Source organism: Micromonospora sp. NPDC051924, from assembly GCF_055586005.1.
The window spans coordinates 100294-119060 of record NZ_JBVJJA010000008.1; the positions used below are offsets into that span (position 1 = coordinate 100294).

Consider the following 18767-nt stretch of genomic DNA (forward strand, 5'->3'; position numbering starts at 1 on the left):
CCTGCAACCATTCGGGGCATTGTGACAGCGTTGCTCGGCCCACGACACAACGAGGTCACAACTCGCAGCGCGCCAGTGACAGTCGGCCGTCGATCATCGAAGATCCATCTCATCCGCCCTGCATTCCCCAGGGCTCCTTTCTCGTCGGAGGAAGAGAACGTGGACAAACCTCCAAGCTGGACGCGTCGCGTCTCGGCCGGCTTCGCGGCGTCGGTCGTCGCCGCCGGTGCGATCACGCTGACCGCCAGCGCCACCAGCGCCGGTGCCGCACCCCAGGCTTCCGCCAAGGCCCCCAAGGGCCACGGGTCCGACAAGCTCGGATCGCACGACCACGAACTGCTCGCCCAGGCGCGCGCCAAGGGCGACAAGCGCGTGGTCCTGATCGTCGCCACCGACAAGGGCAAGGCCGGCGACGTCGCCGACCAGCTCCGCAAGCTGGGCGCCACGGTGGCCAAGGAGGTGGACGGAGTCGGATACGTCCGCGCCTCCGTGCCCACCGACGCCGTGCTCCAGGCCGCGAAGCTGCCCGGCGTGGCCGCCATCGACCTGAACGAGTCGATCCCGTTGCCGAAGCCCGAGCCGGTCACCGGATCGGCGGAGGGAACGGTGCAGGCCACTGCGGCGGCGCCCGGCCCCGACACCCCGGCCGCCAACCCGTACATGCCGACCAACGAGACCGGCGCCGTCGCGTTCAAGCAGGCCCACCCGGAGTGGGACGGCCGCGGCGTGACGATCGGCATCATGGACTCCGGTGTGGACCTCGACAACCCGGCGCTCCAGACCACCTCCACCGGCGAGCGCAAGATCGTCGACTGGTTCACCGCGACCGACCCGCTGCTGGACGGTGACGGCACCTGGCGCGCCATGCTCACCCAGGTCACCGGGCCGACGTTCAGCTACGCGGGCGCCACCTGGACGGCGCCGGCGGGGACCTGGCGGATCAACCGGTTCTCGGAGAGCATCACCGCCAACGACGAGCCCGGCGGTGACATCAACAAGGACGGCGACAAGACCGACACGTTCGGCATCCTGTACGACCCGGAGACCCACGACATCCGGGTCGACACGAACCAGAACCGCGACTTCACCGACGACCCGGTGATGCGCCCCTACCAGGAGCGCTTCGACGTCGGCCACTTCGGCACCGACAACCCCGCCACCCCGGTCGCGGAGCGGACCCCGTTCGTAGTCGAGTACCGCGAGGACGTCGACACCACCCCCGCCGGACTGCCCGGCACGGCCGACTTCGTCAACATCGGCATCGTCGAGGCCCAGCACGGATCGCACGTCGCCGGGATCACCGCCGCCAACGACATGTTCGGCGACCCCGCATTCGACGGCGCCGCGCCCGGCGCCAAGCTGGTCTCGGCCCGGGCCTGCAGCTGGGGCGGCGGCTGCACCTACGCGGCGCTCACCGACGGCATGGTGGAGCTCGTGGTCAACCGGCACGTCGACGTGATCAACATGTCGATCGGCGGCCTGCCGGCGCTCAACGACGCCAACAACGCCCGCGCCCAGCTCTACGACCGGCTGATCAACGACTACGGCGTGCAGCTGTTCATCTCGGCGGGCAACTCGGGCCCCGGCATCAACACCGTCGGCGACCCGTCGGTGGCGAGCAGCGTGGTGAGCGTGGCCGCCGGGGTCAGCAAGGAGACCTGGCAGGCCAACTACGGTTCCGAGACCCGGACGCCGTACCAGCTGTTCAACTTCTCCTCCCGCGGGCCGCGCGAGGACGGCGGGTTCAAGCCGAACATCACCGCCCCCGGCTCGGCCATCTCCACGACGCCGCTGTGGCAGCCCGGCGGACCGGTGCCGGAGGCCGGCTACCAGCTGCCGCCGGGCTACTCGATGCTCAACGGCACGTCGATGGCCTCGCCGCAGGCCACCGGCGCGGCGGCGCTGCTGCTCTCGGCCGCCAAGGCCAACGGGTTCGGGGTCGCCCCCGCCGAGCTGCGTCGCGCGATCTACTCCTCGGCCAAGTGGATCGAGGGGGTGCCGGCGCACGGCCAGGGCAACGGCATGTTCAACACCGTCGGTGCCTGGAACCTGCTCGCCGGCCACGGTCTCCAGCTGCGGAACTACTCGGTCACCGCGCCGGTCTGCTCCGCGCTCTCCGGCTACCTGGCCACTCCGGGCACGGGTACCGGTGTCTACAACGCGTGTGCCGCGAGCCAGGGCGGTCAGGCGCCCAACGTGGACAAGACCTACACCCTGACCTTCACCCGGACGACCGGCCCGAACCAGCCCATCCGGCACGACGTGACCCTGCTCGGCAACGACGGCACGTTCCGCGACTACCGGCACAGCCTGGTGCTGCCGCTGAACAAGCCGGTCACGCTCGAGCTCGAGACCAACGGCGGGTACGGCGTGCACAGCGCCGTCATGCGGGTCGACGACCCGGCCACCGCCGGTGTCGACTTCGAGGTGCTCAACACCATCGTCATCGGTCGGGACGTGACCGGCCCGGGCTACCGCTTCACCACCTCCGGCTCGGTGGACCGCAACGGTTTCACCTCGTACTTCGTCAACGTGCCGGCGGGCGCGTCGGCGCTGCAGGTCAACCTGTCGGGCCTGGCCGACGGCTCGCAGACCCGGTTCATCGCGTTCAACCCGTACGGGGTGCCGGTCGAGAGCACGTCCAGCCTCGGCTGCTACAGCAACTTCTCGAACCCGGCCACCTGCAAGCCGGACGAGCGGGACTACGCCAACCCGATGCCGGGCCTGTGGGAGATCGAGGTCGAGTCGCGGCGTACCTCTCCGCTGCTGGAGAACCCCTTCACGCTCAGCACCGCGGTGCAGGGCGTGAAGGTCGACCCGGCGACGGTGGAGCTGCCGTCCGTCACCGCCGGCCAGGCCACCCCGGTGACCTGGAGCCTGACCAACGCCTTCGGTCCGGTCACGGTCAGCGGCAAGGGCGGCCCGTTGGGCAGCGCGGCGGTCAGCCGGCCCACCATCGCCAACGGTGAGCGGCAGACGTACCACGTGACCGTTCCGGCCGGCGCGACCCGGCTCGACGTGGCGATCAACAACCCGAGCGACCAGAAGGCCGACCTGGACCTGGTCGTCCAGCGCAACGGGGTCCGGGTGGCCTCGTCGGCCGACGGTGACTCGGACGAGTCGGTGTCGATCGCGAACCCGGCCGCCGGCACCTACGACGTGATCATCGACGGGTACTCGGTGCCCGCCGGCACCACGACGTACGACTACCGGGACGTGTTCTACGCCGCCGCCCTCGGCAGCCTGGACACGACCGCGACCACCGTGGCGCTGGACAACGGCGCGACGGCCGGCCTGAGCGGTTCGGTGACGGCGCAGTCCGCGCCGGCCGAGGGTCGCCGCCTCTTCGGCGAACTGCTCGTGGTCACCGACCAGGGAGCCGTCGTCGGACGCGGGAACGTGTCGATCGGCGCGGTGAACTGATCAGCTGACCGAACCACGGAGCCCGTCCCCGGTCCGGGGACGGGCTCCGTGCCGTTCGGGCCGACCCGTCAGGCGGGGCGGACGGACTCCACGACGAACGGAGTGCCCTGCTGGCAGGTGGTGACCAGATCCGGCTGCGGATGGCCGGTGACGGTCACCCGGGCACCGGCCTTCAGCGCGCCGCGGGGCGCGCCGACCAGCAGGTTGCCGTCGAGCAGGAAGCAGTTCGGCTCCACCCCGGCCTCCACGGTGCCGGTGAGGGTGCTGGTGGGGCCGGCCGGCTTCGACGCCCCGCCCCTCGGCGGCCTCGGGTCGAGCGGGTTGTACGGGTCGTGGGACGTGACGCCGGGGTCGGGCGCGCTGGTCATCGGGGCGGCTCCCGTCGTTCCGGGGCTGGCGGGGTCGGCGCCCGGGGCGGCGCAGGCGGTCAACGCCGCTGCGGCGACCACGGCGACGAGCACCGTCCGAGGAGTCTTCATGGCCGGTTGGACGCGCGTGACACGTGATCCGTTCCGCCCGTCAGCCGCGGCCGGCCGCGGCCTTCATGTCCCGCTTGAGCTCCTGCGGGAGCGAGAAGGTCAGCCGCTCGTTGGCGGTGAGGATCTCCTCGACGTCGGTGAAGCCCCGCTCGGCGAGGTGCGCGAGCACCTGCTGGACGAGCTCGTCCGGCACGCTGGCGCCGGAGGTGACCCCGACCGTGCGGGCGTCGGCCAACCAGGCGTCGTCGATCTCGTGGGCGAAGTCGACCAGGTGTCCGGCGCGGGCGCCCGCGTCCAGGGCGACCTCGACCAGGCGGACCGAGTTGGAGGAGTTGCGCGAGCCGACGACGATCACCACGTCGCAGTCCGGCGCGATCTCCTTGACCACGTGCTGCCGGTTGGAGGTGGCGTAGCAGATGTCGTCGCTGGGCGGCGACTGGAGCAGCGGCAGCCGCTGCTTGAGCCGGGCCACGGTCTCCAGCGTCTCGTCGACCGAGAGGGTGGTCTGGGAGAGCCAGACGACCTTGTTCGGGTCACGCACGGTGATCTTGTCGACGCCGTCCGGGCCGTCCACGAGCTGGATGTGGGCCGGGGCCTCACCGGCGGTGCCGATGACCTCCTCGTGCCCCTCGTGGCCGATCAGCAGGATGTCGTAGTCCTCGGCGGCGAACCGACGGGCCTCCTGGTGCACCTTGGTGACCAGCGGGCAGGTCGCGTCGATGGCCTTGAGCGAGCGCTCCCTGGCCTGCTCGTAGACCTCGGGGGCGACGCCGTGCGCGGAGAAGATGACGGTGGCGCCCTCCGGCACCTCCTCGTTCTCCTCCACGAAGATCGCGCCCTTGGCCTCCAGGGTCTGCACCACGTGCTTGTTGTGCACGATCTGCTTGCGGACGTAGATCGGGGCGCCGTAGAGCCTCAACGCCTCCTCGACGGTCTGCACCGCCCGGTCCACGCCCGCGCAGTAGCCGCGGGGCTTGGCCAGGAGCACGCGCTTGCCGGTCCGGGGAGTGGTGTCAGCCTCAGTCACCCGACCATCGTACGTGCCCGGTTTTTCCCCGGCAGCGGACTCGGTTGATCATGGGGTTGGCGGCACTCCGGAAGATCGACATGGCGGTCAACCTCATGATCGACGGAGAAGGTGTCGGTCCGGGGCCGTAGGGTGGGCGGGTGGGTGCGGGTGAGGTGGACCGGAGCACGTCCGAGGAGCCGTGGCCGGTCCGGGTGGTCAGCCAGAAGATCGGCGCCTGGATCGCCCGGCTGGGCTGGGTCTGGGTGGACGGGCAGGTTGCGCAGATCAGCCGGCGCCCGGGCGCCACCACCGTCTTCCTCACCCTGCGTGACCCGTCGGCTGACCTCAGCCTCACCGTGACCACCAACCGGGACGTGCTCGACGCGGGGGCTCCCGAGCTGCGCGAGGGTGCGCGGGTGGTGCTGCACGCCAAGCCGGAGTTCTATGCCGCCCGGGGCACCCTGAGCCTGCGCGCCGACGAGATCCGCCAGGTCGGGCTCGGCGAGCTGCTGGCCCGGCTGGAGAAGCTCAAGAAGCTGCTCGCCGCCGAGGGCCTCTTCGACCGGTCCCGCAAGCGGCGTCCGCCGTTCCTGCCCGGCCGGATCGGGCTGATCACCGGTCGCGCGTCGGCCGCTGAGCGGGACGTGCTCACCAACGCCCGGCGGCGCTGGCCGGCGGTGGAGTTCCGGACCGTCAACGTCGCGGTGCAGGGGCCGAGCGCGGTGCCGCAGATCGTCGACGCGCTCAAGGTGCTCGACGCCGACCCGGCCGTCGACGTGATCGTCATCGCCCGGGGTGGCGGCAGCATCGAGGACCTGCTGCCCTTCTCCGACGAGGCGCTCTGCCGGGCCGTCTTCGCCTGCCGCACGCCGGTGGTCAGCGCGATCGGCCACGAGACCGACGCGCCGCTGCTGGACTACGTCGCCGACGTCCGCGCGTCCACCCCGACCGACGCGGCGAAGCGGATCGTCCCCGACCTGACCGAGGAGGTCCGGCTGATCGGCCAGGCCCGGTCCCGCCTGGAGCGGGCGGTCCGTAACCTGGTCGACCGGGAGTCGCACCGCCTCGACCTGCTCCGCTCCCGCCCGGTGCTGGCCCGCCCGCAGGTGATGGTCGACCAGCGGGCCACCGAGGTCGGCGCGTTGCGCGACCGGGCCGGCCGCTGCCTGGACCACCGGCTCGGCGCGGCCGGCGACGACCTGCGGCACACCCTGGCCCGGCTGCGGGCCCTCTCCCCCGCGGCGACCCTCGACCGGGGGTACGCGATCGTCCAGCGCGCCGACGGCCACGTGGTCCGCGCGGCGTCGGCGGTGGCCAAGGGCGACCCGCTGCGGGTGCGCCTCGCCGAGGGCGAACTCGCCGCGACCGTGGACGGCTGATCGGAATGGGATCGATGACTGACGAGAAGAAGGACGAGCTGCTCAGCTACGAGCAGGCCCGCGCCGAGCTGGCCCAGGTCGTCGAGCGGCTGGAGGCGGGCGGCACCTCGCTGGAGGAGTCGCTGGCGCTCTGGGAGCGCGGCGAGCAGCTCGCCGGGATCTGCCAGCGCTGGCTGGACGGTGCGCGGGCCCGGATCGACGCCGCCCGGCAGCGCGCCGAGGATTAGGAAACGCCGACGGGACGGCCCCGCGGGCCGTCCCGTCGTACGCGGCTGCTCAGTTGAACAGGTTGTAGAACTCCGGCGGCGCCTCGACGACCTGGTCGGCCGGGGGCTTCTGCGCGGCGGACGCGTTGCCGTAGTCCGAGTACGAGATCTTGATGTCCTGGGCGGCGTTCTGCCCGGCGGCCGGCACCTGGAGCACCAGCTCGCTGAGCCGGCCCTGCGGGTCGACCTTGGCGGTGAACGGCACGGTCTTCGCCTGCGCGCCGAGCGCGGTGATCACGGCCGGGTCGAGCGAGCCGGCCTGGGCCGCCTTCGAGATGTCGACGGTGCCCACGTACGCGCCGTCGCCGGTCTGCCGGACCTCGGTGATGCCCTGGGTCAGCACGGCGCTGCCGGCCGGGTCGAGCTGGTCGAAGTCGAAGCCGAGCGCCCGGTTGCCCTTGATCCGGGTCTGGTCGAGGTGCTGGTACTTGCCGAGGTTGAGCTTCTGCACCCCGGGAATGCTGCTCGCGGACTTGCCGCCGAGCTCCAGCTTCACCCAGCTGTCCGGCTTGAAGTGGATCACGTCCAGCTTCATCATCACGTCGGACGACGGGTCGCCGATCGTCATCCGCATCTCCGCGCTCTGGCTCGGCTCGTGCACCTGCCCCTCGGCGGTGGAGCCCGCGCCGGACATGGTGAACCGGAAGTTCCCCTCGCGGATCGCGTTGGTGGAGTCGAGCAGCGCCTGCTTGGCGTCGCCGGTGCCCGGCGTACCACTCGGCGCGATGCTGCCGGAGACCGTGGGGGTCGCGGAGGCCCCCGCCTCGCCGGTCCCGGTGCCGTTGCAGGCCGTAAGGCCGGGGATGAGCAGCGCCGCGGCGAAGGCCGCCGCGCTGAAGCGTCGAATCTTCACGAGAACTCTCCAGGTGGGTCGTCCGGCCCACGAGGTGCCGGAGGCTGGCGCCGCAGCCCTCACACCGGCTCCGGCGCACGAGCCCCGTCCGGCCGCCGCGGCGGCCGGGTCGGCTCGTGCCCTCTTCTGTTCCCTGAAGCGGTGTTCCGCAATCCCTGTCCGGTCCGACGCGTCGGGGGGGGACGGCGCACGCCGCCCCCCCCCGGGCCCGGATCAGGCCTTGAACATGTCGTAGACCTTGTCGGACGCCTCGACGACCTGGCTGGACGGCGGGGCCTGGACGGCGGCCGCGGCGCCGTAGTCGGCGTACTTGACGGTCACGGTGGACGCCGGGGCGCTGCCGGCGGCGGGCACCTCGACGGTGAACTCGGTCAGCCGGCCCTGCGCGTCGAGCTTCGCGGTGAACGGCACGGCCTTGGCCTTGTCGCCGAGGGCCTTGACCGCCTGGGCGTCGAGCACGTCGGAGTCGGTCGCCTTGGTGGCGTCGATGGTGCCCGCGTACGTGCCCTCACCGGTCTTCTTGACGTCGGTGATCGCGGCGATCATCTTGTCGCTGCCGGCCGGGTCGACGTCCGCGAAGTCGAAGTTCAGCTCCTTGGCGTCCTTGATCTTGCTGCGGTCCAGGTGCTGGTACTTGTCCTTCATCTCCTTGAAGCCGGGGATGGAATCGGCCATCGCGCCGAAGTCCAGCTTGACCCAGCTGTCGGTGTCGATGAAGACCAGGTGCATCTTCATGTCGTCGGCGGAGCCCTGCCCGCTGCTGAGCTTCATCTCGGCGCTCTTGGTCGGCATGTGCACCGTGCCCTCGCCGTTGAACTCGCCGCCGGAGATGGTGAAGGTGAAGTTGCCCTTCTTGATCTCCTTCGTGGAGGCGACCAGCGCCTCCTTCGGGTCGGCGGGGACCGCCGGTGCGGCGGACTTGCTCTCGGCGGTCGGCGAGTCGGCCCCGGTCTTGCAGGCGGCCAGACCGGGCACGAACAGGGCGGCGGCAAGGACGCCGACGCTCCACCGTCGAATGTTCACGTCGTTCTCTTTCCGGTGAGCTGTCCCGACACGTCACGTGTGCCGGATCCGTCAGGTCCGGGCAGCCTAGCGGACCGGTCCGACGGCCGGGGGCACCGGAAGCGCGACGGTTCAGCGCAGCGCGGTCGCGAGCTGCCGCAACTCGTTCTCGCCGGCGTCACCGACCACGATCACCGTCCGGTTCGGCTCCAGCAGGACGAGGGCCTGCTCGTTCTCCCGCGCGGTGTAGCGCTGCCAGGTCCCGCCCCGCAGGTCGACCGGTCCCTGCGGCTGGCCGCCCTTCAGCTCGGCCGGCAGCAGCTTGTCGGCGGGCACGCTGCTCTCCACCAGCTGCGCTCCCCGGCCCTCCGGGGTCAGGTAACCGATCCGCAGCGTCGCGCCACCCGTCTCGGCCAGGTAGCGGGCGTTGACCGTGCGCCAGCCCTTGCCGAGTCCCTCGGGCCGGCTGACCGGGAAGGCGCCGGCCGCCCGGGCCTGCTCGACGGCGGGGTTCGGGTCGACGGTGGCCGGCTGGTCCCCGCCGAGGAAACCCCGGTAGAAGGCGAGCAGCAGCGCGATCGGCACCAGCAGGACCAGCAGCGAGAGCGCCATGTCCCGGGGCGACCGCTCGGAGCGCGCCTTCTCCTTGCGGGCGGGCGGGGCGGGCTGGTCGCCGGCGACGGCCGGGTGGCTGCTCGCGCCACCCCGGGCCGGGCCCTCGACCGGCTCGACCAGAGCCGGCTCACCCGCGTCGGCCAGCGGCGCGGGCCCGGCCGCCGACTCGACCAGGGCCGGCTCCGCGGCCTCCGGGGCCGGCCCGGCGGTCGGGCGGACCGGCGGCTGGCCGTCCGGCGGGGTGGTGTCGGTCGGTACGCGGTCGGCAGGCTGTGCGGGTTCCACCCGGCCATTCTCGCAGCCGTCCCGGTGACGTGATCCTGGCCTCCTCCGCCCCGCTCGGACGCGGAACCTGAGATCGTGTGAGGATCAGCGACAAAACCGGCGGCGGCGACGGCCGTACACCGCCGGTCCACCCCGCAACGTCGCGAGGAGGAAGCCGTCATGACAACCACCAGGACGCGGACGCCGCAGAATCTCGACCGTAACCTCGCCCTCGACCTGGTCCGGGTCACCGAGGCCGCGGCGATGGCCGCCGGCCGCTGGGTCGGCCGGGGCGACAAGGAGGGCGGCGACGGCGCGGCCGTCGACGCCATGCGCAAGCTGATCAACTCGATCCCGATGAAGGGTGTCGTGGTGATCGGCGAGGGCGAGAAGGACAACGCCCCGATGCTCTTCAACGGCGAGGAGGTCGGCGACGGGACCGGTCCCGAGGTGGACGTCGCGGTCGACCCGATCGACGGCACCACGCTGATGAGCAAGGGCATGCCGAACGCCCTCGCGGTGCTCGCGGTGGCCGAGCGCGGCGCGATGTTCGACCCGAGCGCCGTCTTCTACATGGAGAAGCTGGCCGTCGGCCCGATGTACGCCGACGCCGTCGACATCAACGCCGGGGTGGCCGAGAACATCCGGCGGATCGCCAAGGTCAAGGGCTCCGACACCGCCGAGGTGACGGTGTGCGTGCTGGACCGGCCCCGCCACGACGACCTGGTGAAGCAGATCCGGCGTACCGGGGCGGGCATCCGGCTCATCTCCGACGGGGACATCGCCGGCGCCATCGCGGCAGCCCGGGGCGAATCCGACGTCGACGTGCTGATGGGCATCGGCGGCACCCCGGAGGGCATCACCGCGGCCTGCGCGCTCAAGTGCATGGGCGGGATGATGCAGGCCAAGCTCTGGCCGAAGGACGCGCAGGAGCGGGAGAAGGCGCTCGCCGCCGGGCACGACCTGGACCGGGTGCTCTTCACCGACGACCTGGTCACCGGCGACAACTGCTTCTTCGTGGCCACCGGTGTCACCTCCGGCGACCTGCTGCGCGGCGTCCGCTACCGGGCCGGCGGCGCGTACACCCAGTCGATCGTGATGCGTTCCAAGAGCGGCACCATCCGGGTGATCGACTCGTACCACCGGCTGGAGAAGCTCGCCCTCTACTCGGCGGTCGACTTCGACGGCCGGCCCCTGGCCGAACAGGAGTGAGCGCGACCGGGACGGCGGCACCTCCCACGCTGCCGGCCACGCGGCGGATCGCCGGCGTCGGGCTGGCCACCGCCTCGGGGGTCGCGGTGGCCGTGCAGTCCCGGATCAACGGCGAGCTCGGCGTACGTCTGGCCGACGGGGTCGCCGCCGCGGTGGTCTCGTTCGGCCTGGGCCTGCTGATCCTGCTGGTGCTGGTCCCCGCCACCCCCAGTGGCCGGCGGGGACTGGTCGCCCTCCGGACGGCGCTGCGGGACGGCTCGCTCCGGCCGTGGCAGTGCCTCGGCGGGGTGTGCGGCGCCTTCCTGGTCGCCACCCAGGGGCTGACCATCGGCACGCTGGGGGTGGCGGTGTTCACGGTGGCCGTGGTGGCCGGGCAGTCCGGCAGCAGCCTGCTGGTCGACCGGGCCGGGATCGGCCCGACCGGGCGCCAGCCGGTCACCCCGAATCGGCTGGTCGGTGCGGTGCTCACCGTGCTCGCGGTGGTGCTGGCCGTGGGGGACCGGCTCGGCGACCCGGCCGCCCTGGCGCTGGCCCTGCTGCCGCTGGCCGCCGGGGTGGGCATCGCCTGGCAGCAGGCGGTGAACGGGCGGGTCCGGGCGGCCGCCGACAGCGCCATGACGGCCACCCTGGTCAACTTCACCGTCGGCACGGCGGCGCTGCTCCTCACGTTCGTGGTGGAGGTGGCGGTACGGGGTCGCCCGGCCGGCGGACTGCCGGGCGAGTTCTGGCTCTACCTGGGCGGCCCGATCGGCATCGTGTTCATCGCGTTCGCCGCCGCCATCGTCCGCTTCACCGGGGTGCTGCTGCTCGGCCTCGCGACCATCGCCGGGCAGATCGTCGGGGCGGTCCTGCTGGACGTGGTGCTGCCCACCCGGGCCTCCCATCCCGGGCCGAGCACCCTGCTGGGCGCGGCCCTGACCCTGGTCGCGGTGCTGATCGCCGCGCAGGGACCGGCCCCGCGCCGCTGATCGCTCAGCCGCGCAGCCCGGTCACCGTCTCCTTGACCACGCGGTCCAGCGAGGTCGGCTCGACGCTGAGGGCGGCGGTGGCGGCGGCGGAGTCCATCACGAACGGCCGGTCGAACTGGTAGGCGGTCTCGCGCAGCTCACGGGCCATCGGGTCGGCCAGCCCGCCGAGCCAGAGCACCGGGTACGGCATCCTGATCAGCTTCGGCGTGGGCGCCCCGACCAGGGCCGCCGCGCGGACGGCCAGTTCCCGCATCGGCACGGCGGGTGCGCTGGGCACGTGCCAGGCCCGTCCCCAGGCCCGCTCGTCGGTCGCGGCGGCGACCAGGGTACGGGCGACGTCCGGGATGTACGTCCAGGTGTGCGGGGCGGCCCAGTCGACCGGCAGGAACACCCGCTGCCCGGCGAGCACCCGGGGCAGCACCATCATGGCCAGCGAGGTGCCGCCGACGCCGACGTAGTCGGAGCCGCGTACCTCGGTGACCCGGACCCGGCCGGCCCGGTGCGCGGCGAGCGCGTCGGCCCACATCCGGTTGCGTACCCGCCCCTTGGTGCCGGTCGCGGCGAGCGGGGTCTCCTCGGTCATCGGGCCCTCGACCGGCCCGTACCCGTAGAGGTTGCCGACGGTGGCGAGCACCGCGCCGGTCCGCTCGGCGGCGGTGAGCAGCGCGGCGGCCAGCGGCGGCCAGTCCACCGGCCACCGGTGGTACGCCGGGTTGGCGCAGTTGTACAGGGCCACGGCGCCCTCGGTCAGCGCGGTGAGCCGCTCGGCGTCGGCGGCGTCGGCGGCGACCCGCTCGATCGCCGGGTGCGCGGGGCCGGTGCCGCGGCGGGTCACCATCCGCACCCGGTCGCCGCGCTCGGCGAGGAGGCGGGCGGTGGCGGTGCCGACCGGGCCGGCGCCGACGATCACGTGCAGGGACATGGGGTCCACCCTTCGAAGCAGAAGTCCGTTCCGAGAGCACCGCTCTCGCAACAGAGCATGCACCCGTGGACGACCGCCGTCAAGAGCAGTGCTCTCGGTTTTGATTGGCGCTCTCAGTCGTGGCAGAGTAGAGGCATGGTCGCTCCCTCGCTCCGCGCCCGGGTCCGCGCCGGCATGATCGACGAGATCAAGGCGGTGGCCCGCCGCCACCTGGCCACCGACGGCGCGAACCTCTCCCTGCGCGCCGTCGCCCGGGACATGGGCATGGTCTCCTCGGCGATCTACCGCTACTTCCCCAGCCGCGACGACCTGCTCACCGCGCTGATCCTCGAGGCGTACGACGCGCTCGGCGAGGCGGTGGAGGCGGCGGACGCCGCGGTCGACCCGGCCGACCTGCGGGGACGCTGGCACGCCGTGTGCCAGGCGGCCCGGACCTGGGCGCTCGACCACCCCGCCGAGTACGCCCTGCTCTACGGCAGCCCGGTCCCCGGATACGCGGCCCCGCAAGACACCGTCGCGCCGGCATCGCGGCCCCCACTGACCCTGGTCGGTATCCTGCGCGACGGAGTCGTCGCCGGCCGGCTGGACCCGCCCGACGACGACCTGCCCGAGCCGGTCCGCGCCGACCTCGGGGAGCTGGCTGCCGGCTTCTTCCCCGGGCTGCCCGAACCGCTGCTGGCCCGGGGCATGGCCGGCTGGACCCAGCTCTTCGGGCTGATCAATTTCGAGGTGTTCGGCCGCCTGAACGGGATGATGCCGCACCGCGACGAGTTCTTCGACCACCAGACGGAGCTGATGGCCGACCTGATCGGCCTGCCCGCCGCCTGAGCCGGGCGGTCAGCTCCCGTCCGAGGAGTGGCCCGGGAACAGGTGGGCGGTCGGGTCGATGGCGACCGCCGCGTTGTTCACCGCCGTCGCCGCCTCGCCGAACCCGGTGGCGATCAGCCGCACCTTGCCCGGGTATTCGGTGATGTCGCCGGCCGCGAAGACCCGGGGCAGGTTGGTGGCCATCGCGCTGTCCACCACGATGTGCCGGCGGTCCAGCTTCAGCCCCCACTCGGCGAGCGGCCCCAGGTCGGCGGTGAAGCCGAGGGCGGCGACCACGGTGTCCACCGGCAACGTCTCCACCGCCCCGCCACGTACGGCGATCTCCGCGCCGGTCACCCGGTCCTCGCCGTACAGCCGGGTCACCTCGGCGTTGACGATCACGCGGACCGGCAGGGCGTGCACCCGCGCCACGGTCGACGCGTGCGCCCGGAACTTCTCCCGCCGGTGCACCAGGGTCACCGAGCGCGCGATCGGGGCCAGCGTGACCGCCCAGTCGAACGCCGAGTCACCCCCACCGACGATCAGCACGTCCCGGCCGGCCAGTTCGGCCGGCTCGGGTACGAAGAAGACGATCCCGGTGCCCAGGAAGCTGTCGGCCACCGGCAGCGGCCGGGGCGTGAAGCTGCCCAGCCCACCGGTCACCACCACCGCCCCGCAGCCGAGCTGCTCACCCCCGGCCAGGCCCAGCACCGGCCGCCCGTCGACGTGGGAGAGCTTCTCCGCCCGGGTGCCGAGCAGGTACTCCGGGTGGAAGGGCGCGGCCTGAGCGACCAGGTTGGCGACGAGGTCCCGCCCCTTGATCGCCGGGAACCCGGCGACGTCGAGGATGAGCTTCTCCGGGTACATGGCGGTCACCTGTCCACCCGGCTCGGGCAGCGCGTCGACCACGGCCACGGAGAGCCCGCGGAACCCGGCGTAGTACGCGGCGAAGAGGCCGGTCGGTCCGGCCCCGATCACGGCGACATCGACCTCGCGCATGGCGTACCGTCACTTTCGCCAACGGATCAACGCGTGTTGATCCCGACGGTAGGCCCCGGGTCGCCCCCGGGCAAGCACATCCCAGCTATGCGTCGACGCCCGGTCGAGGCATGGTGACGGTGGGGGACTCCGGACGCTCCGGGTCCGGCAGCTCGGCCCGGCGGCGCCGGAACAGGATCGCCGCGACGACCCCGCCCAGCAGCCCGAACAGGTGTCCCTGCCAGGAGATGCGCTCGTCGGTCGGGAGGATGCCGAGCAGCTGCCAGCCGTAGAGCAGGCCGACCAGCAGCACCACCGCGAGGTTCCACCAGCTCCGCTCGACCACGCCCCGGGTGAGCAGGATGCCGAGGTAGCCGAAGATGACGCCGCTGGCGCCGACCACCACCGAGTTCGGCGAGCCGGTGAACCACACGCCCAGCCCGCTGACCAGGATGATCACGATGGTCGACCAGACGAACCGGCGGGTGCCGGCGGCCAGCACGAAGGTGCCGAGCAGGATCAGCGGGATGCTGTTGCTGTAGAGGTGGTTCCAGCCGGCGTGCAGGAACGGCGAGAAGATGACCCCGTCGAGGCCCTGGATCCGGCGCGGGATGATCCCGGCGGTGACGTCGAGATTGGCGTGCAGTCCGACGTCGAGCGCCTCGACGAGGAACAGCACCGGCACGACCGCGCACATCGCCACGAAGGCCCGGCCGAGCGACGCGTAGAACGCCTCGGTGCCGAACCGTCGGGGGTCGCTGCCCGGAGGGCCGCCGCGCCAGGTCACGTACCAACAGCTATCAGCAATCGCGGCCGGCCGCCACCCGAGCGGCGCGGCGCGCCCGGAGACGACGACGGGATGCGCGGATCCCGCACATCCCGCCGTCCTCCGCGTCCGATCAGTACCAGCCGGTGCTCTGCGAGTGCTGCCAGGCGCCGCACGGGTCGTCGTACCGGCCCTCGATGTAGCCGAGGCCCCACTTGATCTGGGTGGCCGGGTTGGTCCTCCAGTCGTCCGCGACCGAGCCCATCTTGCTGCCCGGGAGCGCCTGCGGAATCCCGTACGCTCCGGACGACTCGTTGTAGGCCTTGTGGTTCCAGCCGCTCTCCTTGGTCCAGAGCTTGTCCAGACAGGGGAACTGGTCGATGCCGAAGCCTTCGTCCAGCATGATGGCGCAACCGATCTTCCGGTTGCCGCTGTACTCCTCGCAGGAGCTCGGGATCGGCCCGTCGTACGGCTTGGTCTCGGCGGCCGCCGCCGCGTCGCGCGCCTTCTTCCGGGACGCCGCGGCGGCCTCGGCCTCCTTGGCCCGCTCGGCGGCCTCCTTGGCCGCCTCGGCGGCCCGCAGCTTCGCCTGGTACTCGGCGGCCCGCTGCTTGGCGGAGTCCAACCGGTGGTCGGCCTGCCGGTCGCGCTGGTACGCGTACTCCGCCTGGTCGACCTCGAGGCCGACCTGCGCGGTCAGGCCCTCTTGCTGGGTCTGTCGGTCTTCGCCCAGGTAGAAGCCACCGGCAACGCCCACGGAGAGCAGCGCGACAGCGGCCGTACGGGCGCCGAACCGGCTCCACAGCCGACTCACGAAGTGGTCCCTTCGTCGGGGGCAAGGACACGACGCGACGCGTGGTCGTCGATCGCCACGCCGGCGTCGTGAGCGCCCCGACCCCGCGGTCGCAGCCGACGCACCGGCGCCAGTGGATCTCCGCCCTGTCGCGGCGAACGATGCCTGACGATCTTCCTGATGCGCGAGCGCTCGATGGACACCATTGCGCACAGTGAGACTGATGGGAAACCAAGGGCGCGATTTGTGATCTGCGTCACAAAGTGAAAGCCATCAAATCCGGTCAAAGGGGCGCGTCAGAGCGGGATGTCCTCCAACAGATCCGTGACCATTGCGGCGATCGGAGAACGCTCCGAACGACTGAGGGTGACGTGCGCGAAAAGAGGATGACCCTTCAGCGCCTCGATCACCGCGGTCACCCCGTCGTGCCGTCCCACCCGGAGGTTGTCCCGCTGCGCCACGTCGTGGGTGAGCACCACCCGCGATCCCTGCCCGATCCGGGACAGCACGGTGAGCAGCACCCCGCGCTCCAGCGACTGCGCCTCGTCGACGATCACGAACGCGTCGTGCAGGCTGCGGCCCCGGATGTGGGTCAGCGGCAGCACCTCCAGCAGGCCGCGCCCGGTGACCTCCTCCAGCACGTTCTCGTGCACCACCGCGCCGAGCGTGTCGAAGACCGCCTGGGCCCAGGGGGACATCTTCTCCGACTCCGAGCCCGGCAGGTAGCCCAGCTCCTGGCCGCCGACCGCGTAGAGCGGACGGAAGACGATCACCTTCTTGTGCCGGCGCCGCTCCATCACCGCCTCCAGCCCGGCGCAGAGCGCCAGGGCGGACTTGCCGGTGCCGGCCCGGCCGCCCAGCGACACGATGCCGATCGACTCGTCCAGCAGCAGGTCGAGCGCCACCCGCTGCTCGGCCGAGCGCCCGTGCACGCCGAACGCCTCCCGGTCACCGCGGACCAGCCGTACGGTCTTGTCGGGCAGCACCCGCCCGAGCGCCGAGCCCCGCCCCGAGTGCAGCACCAGACCGGTGTGGCAGGGCAGGCCGGCGGCCCCGTCCAGGTCCAGCGTCTCGCCCGCGTACAGCCGGGAGATCTCCTCCTCGCCCAGCTCCAGCTCGGCCATCCCGGTCCAGGTCGGGTCGCTGGCCTGGTCGTGCCGGTACTCGTCGGCCCGCAGGCCGACCGACGCCGCCTTCACCCGCAGGGGCATGTCCTTGCTGACCAGGGTGACCTCGCGCCCCTCGGCGGCGAGGTTGAGCGCCACCGAGAGGATCCGGGCGTCGTTCGAGTCGGTACGGAAGCCGGCCGGCAGCACGCCGTCGTCGGTGTGGTTCAGCTCCACCCGCAGGGTGCCGCCCTGCTCGTTGGCGGGCACCGGCCGGTCCAGCCGGCCGTGCTTCACTCGCAACTCGTCCAGCATGCGCAGCGACTGGCGGGCGAACCAGCCGAGTTCGGGATGGTGCCGCTTCCCCTCCAGCTCGGAGATGACCACCAGCGGCAGCACCACCTCGTGCTCGGCGAAGCGGTGGAACGCCGCGGGATCGGAGAGCAGGACCGAGGTGTCCAGGACGAAGGCCTGGCCGGCTGGTCGAGGCTCCTCGGTGCCGGCCGACGCGGCAGCCGCGCGGCGGCTCCGGGTGGTCCGGCGGGTCGTGGCAGTCGCGGCCGGGGTCTGGTCGGCACCGGCGGGGGTACGGCGAGTGGTCACAGGCCTGCTCCGCGGATGGGCACCCGGCCACCCGAGTTCCGCCACTTCCGGTGCCCGGTCGGACACGGGGTCGGATGCGGGCCCCGTGCGCGAGGTCGCAGGTCCGGGCTATCCGGCTGGCCCGGGAAAACCCCGCGCCATGGCTAGACGCTAGCGGCAGTTCAGGCCATCGGCTAGTGGTGACCATGGATCACGGGCGACCGGCAGGTGAACGCCGTGCGCGGCGGAGCCGGCCGGGATGCATGCCCCCTGCGCGCATCCCGGCCGGCGGGAGCCACCGTCACCGGTCTGACGTGACTCCGACGGTGCGGGTCCGCCGCGGACGCCGCACCGTGCTTGTGGTGTCAGCCCTGCCGCCGGACCAGCGTCCCGGTCTGCCGTCCGCCGGCTGCGGCGGCACCGAACGAGGAGCCGGTGTACGTGGTGCCCGTCCGGCTGACCAGCCCGCCGAACTGCGCGGTCGCGGTGCCCCGGGACGGGCCGCCGGAGACCGGCCGGGCGGCGACCGCGGCCGGGACGGCGGTGCCGGCGAAGGGTGCCGTGGCGCGGGCCGCCGGGGTGTTCACCTCCGCCGCGGCGGGACGGGACAGCGCCGAGGCGATCGCGGCCTGCGCGTCGCGGCGCCGCCGGTTCCAGGCGCCCCGGTCACCGTCGAAGTACCCCTGGCGGTAACCGAACCGGTAGCCGATCCGATAGCTGAGCTGGCCGTGCAGCCGACCCGCGGCATAGCAGGTCGAGCTGAGCACGAGCACGAGGACGACGGCGAGGAACGGACTCATCGCTCCTCCGGCTCGGTCAGCGGATCGACCACCAGCAGCTGCTCCAGGTCGGCGGTGCTGACCTCCTCGACCAGCTCGACGCTGATCCGGCAGCCGTCCAGCACCACCTCGGCGACCGAGGCCCGCCGGACCTCGCCCCCGGCGTCGTAGACCCGGACGCTCAGTTCCGGGCAGCCGAGGTGGGTACGCCAGGCGTTCCACTCAACCCGGTCGCCGACGCTCAGCGACAGGTACCGGCAGCCCCGGGCGAGGTAGAGACGCCACGGGGCGCTGAGCCCGGCGGCCACCCCGTCCGCGATCAGGCCGAAGGCCTGGGCGCGGGTCGCGAGCTCGGTCACGAGTCCCCCTCGGCACCCGCGGAGTGACGCATGTGAGCACTGATCGTCTCATGCACGTGACACACCGTAAGTTGTCTCATGAGCGAGACAGTATCAGCTTTTCGTCTGTTTACCGCCGTACTGGCGTCCATCTATTCTGCCCGGGTGGCACCCCTCCGAAGCAGCGCAGAATCGTTTACCGGAAATCCGGGGCCGCCGTCACGTC

At 72.3% G+C, this 18767-nt stretch carries 18 protein-coding genes; 6 read left to right on the top strand and 12 right to left on the bottom strand.

Annotated elements, in window-relative coordinates:
* The first annotated feature begins 159 nt into the window (after positions 1-159).
* A complete protein-coding gene (locus ACZ6S5_RS08900; protein ID WP_465999258.1) occupies positions 160-3423 on the top strand; it encodes a S8 family serine peptidase in 3264 nt (1087 codons plus the stop codon).
* A 68-nt stretch (positions 3424-3491) separates the two neighbouring features.
* Here ACZ6S5_RS08900 and ACZ6S5_RS08905 read toward each other — a convergent pair whose 3' ends face one another.
* Both ACZ6S5_RS08905 and ACZ6S5_RS08910 read right to left on the bottom strand, forming a co-directional pair.
* A complete protein-coding gene (locus tag ACZ6S5_RS08905; RefSeq protein ID WP_465999259.1) occupies positions 3492-3902 on the bottom strand; it encodes a hypothetical protein in 411 nt (136 codons plus the stop codon).
* Positions 3903-3942: 40 nt separating this feature from the next.
* The gene (locus tag ACZ6S5_RS08910; RefSeq protein WP_465999261.1) at positions 3943-4929 is read right to left on the bottom strand and encodes a 4-hydroxy-3-methylbut-2-enyl diphosphate reductase; all 987 of its coding nucleotides are present in this window, start codon (positions 4927-4929) and stop codon (positions 3943-3945) included.
* A 194-nt stretch (positions 4930-5123) separates the two neighbouring features.
* On the opposite strand from ACZ6S5_RS08910, the gene xseA reads away from it, so the two are divergent.
* Together xseA and ACZ6S5_RS08920 are read left to right on the top strand one after the other, a co-directional pair.
* On the top strand, positions 5124-6290 hold the full coding sequence (gene xseA, locus ACZ6S5_RS08915) for an exodeoxyribonuclease VII large subunit (RefSeq protein ID WP_465999436.1): 1167 nt from the start codon (positions 5124-5126) through the stop codon (positions 6288-6290).
* 14 nt (positions 6291-6304) lie between these two features.
* Complete coding sequence (locus ACZ6S5_RS08920) at positions 6305-6517, top strand: exodeoxyribonuclease VII small subunit (protein ID WP_465999263.1); 213 nt, start codon at positions 6305-6307, stop codon at positions 6515-6517.
* Between the two features lie 49 nt (positions 6518-6566).
* Here ACZ6S5_RS08920 and ACZ6S5_RS08925 read toward each other — a convergent pair whose 3' ends face one another.
* The 3 genes from ACZ6S5_RS08925 to ACZ6S5_RS08935 all read right to left on the bottom strand — a co-directional run bounded on the left by ACZ6S5_RS08925 (position 6567) and on the right by ACZ6S5_RS08935 (position 9311).
* A complete protein-coding gene (locus tag ACZ6S5_RS08925; protein WP_465999265.1) occupies positions 6567-7409 on the bottom strand; it encodes a hypothetical protein in 843 nt (280 codons plus the stop codon).
* A 213-nt stretch (positions 7410-7622) separates the two neighbouring features.
* Positions 7623-8432 carry a hypothetical protein gene (locus ACZ6S5_RS08930; protein ID WP_465999266.1) on the bottom strand — a complete coding sequence of 270 codons (810 nt, stop codon included), beginning with the start codon at positions 8430-8432 and terminating at the stop codon, positions 7623-7625.
* 111 nt (positions 8433-8543) lie between these two features.
* Positions 8544-9311 (bottom strand): DUF4245 domain-containing protein, encoded by a 768-nt coding sequence (locus ACZ6S5_RS08935; protein WP_465999268.1) that lies wholly within the window; start codon positions 9309-9311, stop codon positions 8544-8546.
* A gap of 159 nt (positions 9312-9470) precedes the next feature.
* Here ACZ6S5_RS08935 and glpX point away from each other — a divergent pair, with 159 nt between their 5' ends.
* Entirely contained in the window at positions 9471-10502 is a 1032-nt protein-coding gene (gene glpX / locus ACZ6S5_RS08940) for a class II fructose-bisphosphatase (RefSeq protein ID WP_465999270.1), read from the top strand.
* A complete protein-coding gene (locus ACZ6S5_RS08945; protein ID WP_465999272.1) occupies positions 10499-11470 on the top strand; it encodes a DMT family transporter in 972 nt (323 codons plus the stop codon). The genes glpX and ACZ6S5_RS08945 overlap by 4 nt, the downstream gene beginning before the upstream one ends.
* Before the next feature lie 4 nt (positions 11471-11474).
* Here the strand turns inward: ACZ6S5_RS08945 and ACZ6S5_RS08950 are convergent, their stop codons facing one another.
* Positions 11475-12392, bottom strand: a complete 918-nt coding sequence (locus tag ACZ6S5_RS08950) for an NAD-dependent epimerase/dehydratase family protein (RefSeq protein ID WP_465999274.1) — start codon at positions 12390-12392, stop codon at positions 11475-11477.
* A 135-nt stretch (positions 12393-12527) separates the two neighbouring features.
* Between ACZ6S5_RS08950 and ACZ6S5_RS08955 the strand changes: the two genes are divergently transcribed.
* Positions 12528-13220 carry a TetR/AcrR family transcriptional regulator gene (locus tag ACZ6S5_RS08955; protein ID WP_465999276.1) on the top strand — a complete coding sequence of 231 codons (693 nt, stop codon included), beginning with the start codon at positions 12528-12530 and terminating at the stop codon, positions 13218-13220.
* 9 nt (positions 13221-13229) lie between these two features.
* Here the strand turns inward: ACZ6S5_RS08955 and ACZ6S5_RS08960 are convergent, their stop codons facing one another.
* The 6 genes from ACZ6S5_RS08960 to ACZ6S5_RS08985 form a co-directional block, all read right to left on the bottom strand.
* Positions 13230-14198, bottom strand: a complete 969-nt coding sequence (locus tag ACZ6S5_RS08960; protein WP_465999278.1) for an NAD(P)/FAD-dependent oxidoreductase — start codon at positions 14196-14198, stop codon at positions 13230-13232.
* 85 nt (positions 14199-14283) lie between these two features.
* Positions 14284-14964 (bottom strand): rhomboid family intramembrane serine protease, encoded by a 681-nt coding sequence (locus ACZ6S5_RS08965; protein WP_465999280.1) that lies wholly within the window; start codon positions 14962-14964, stop codon positions 14284-14286.
* A 112-nt stretch (positions 14965-15076) separates the two neighbouring features.
* A complete protein-coding gene (locus ACZ6S5_RS08970; RefSeq protein ID WP_465999282.1) occupies positions 15077-15757 on the bottom strand; it encodes an aggregation-promoting factor C-terminal-like domain-containing protein in 681 nt (226 codons plus the stop codon).
* A 275-nt stretch (positions 15758-16032) separates the two neighbouring features.
* Complete coding sequence (locus tag ACZ6S5_RS08975) at positions 16033-17445, bottom strand: PhoH family protein (RefSeq protein WP_465999284.1); 1413 nt, start codon at positions 17443-17445, stop codon at positions 16033-16035.
* Positions 17446-17789: 344 nt separating this feature from the next.
* Entirely contained in the window at positions 17790-18224 is a 435-nt protein-coding gene (locus ACZ6S5_RS08980) for a hypothetical protein (RefSeq protein WP_465999286.1), read from the bottom strand.
* Entirely contained in the window at positions 18221-18562 is a 342-nt protein-coding gene (locus tag ACZ6S5_RS08985) for a hypothetical protein (protein ID WP_465999288.1), read from the bottom strand. The genes ACZ6S5_RS08980 and ACZ6S5_RS08985 overlap by 4 nt, the downstream gene beginning before the upstream one ends.
* Positions 18563-18767 lie beyond the last annotated feature (205 nt).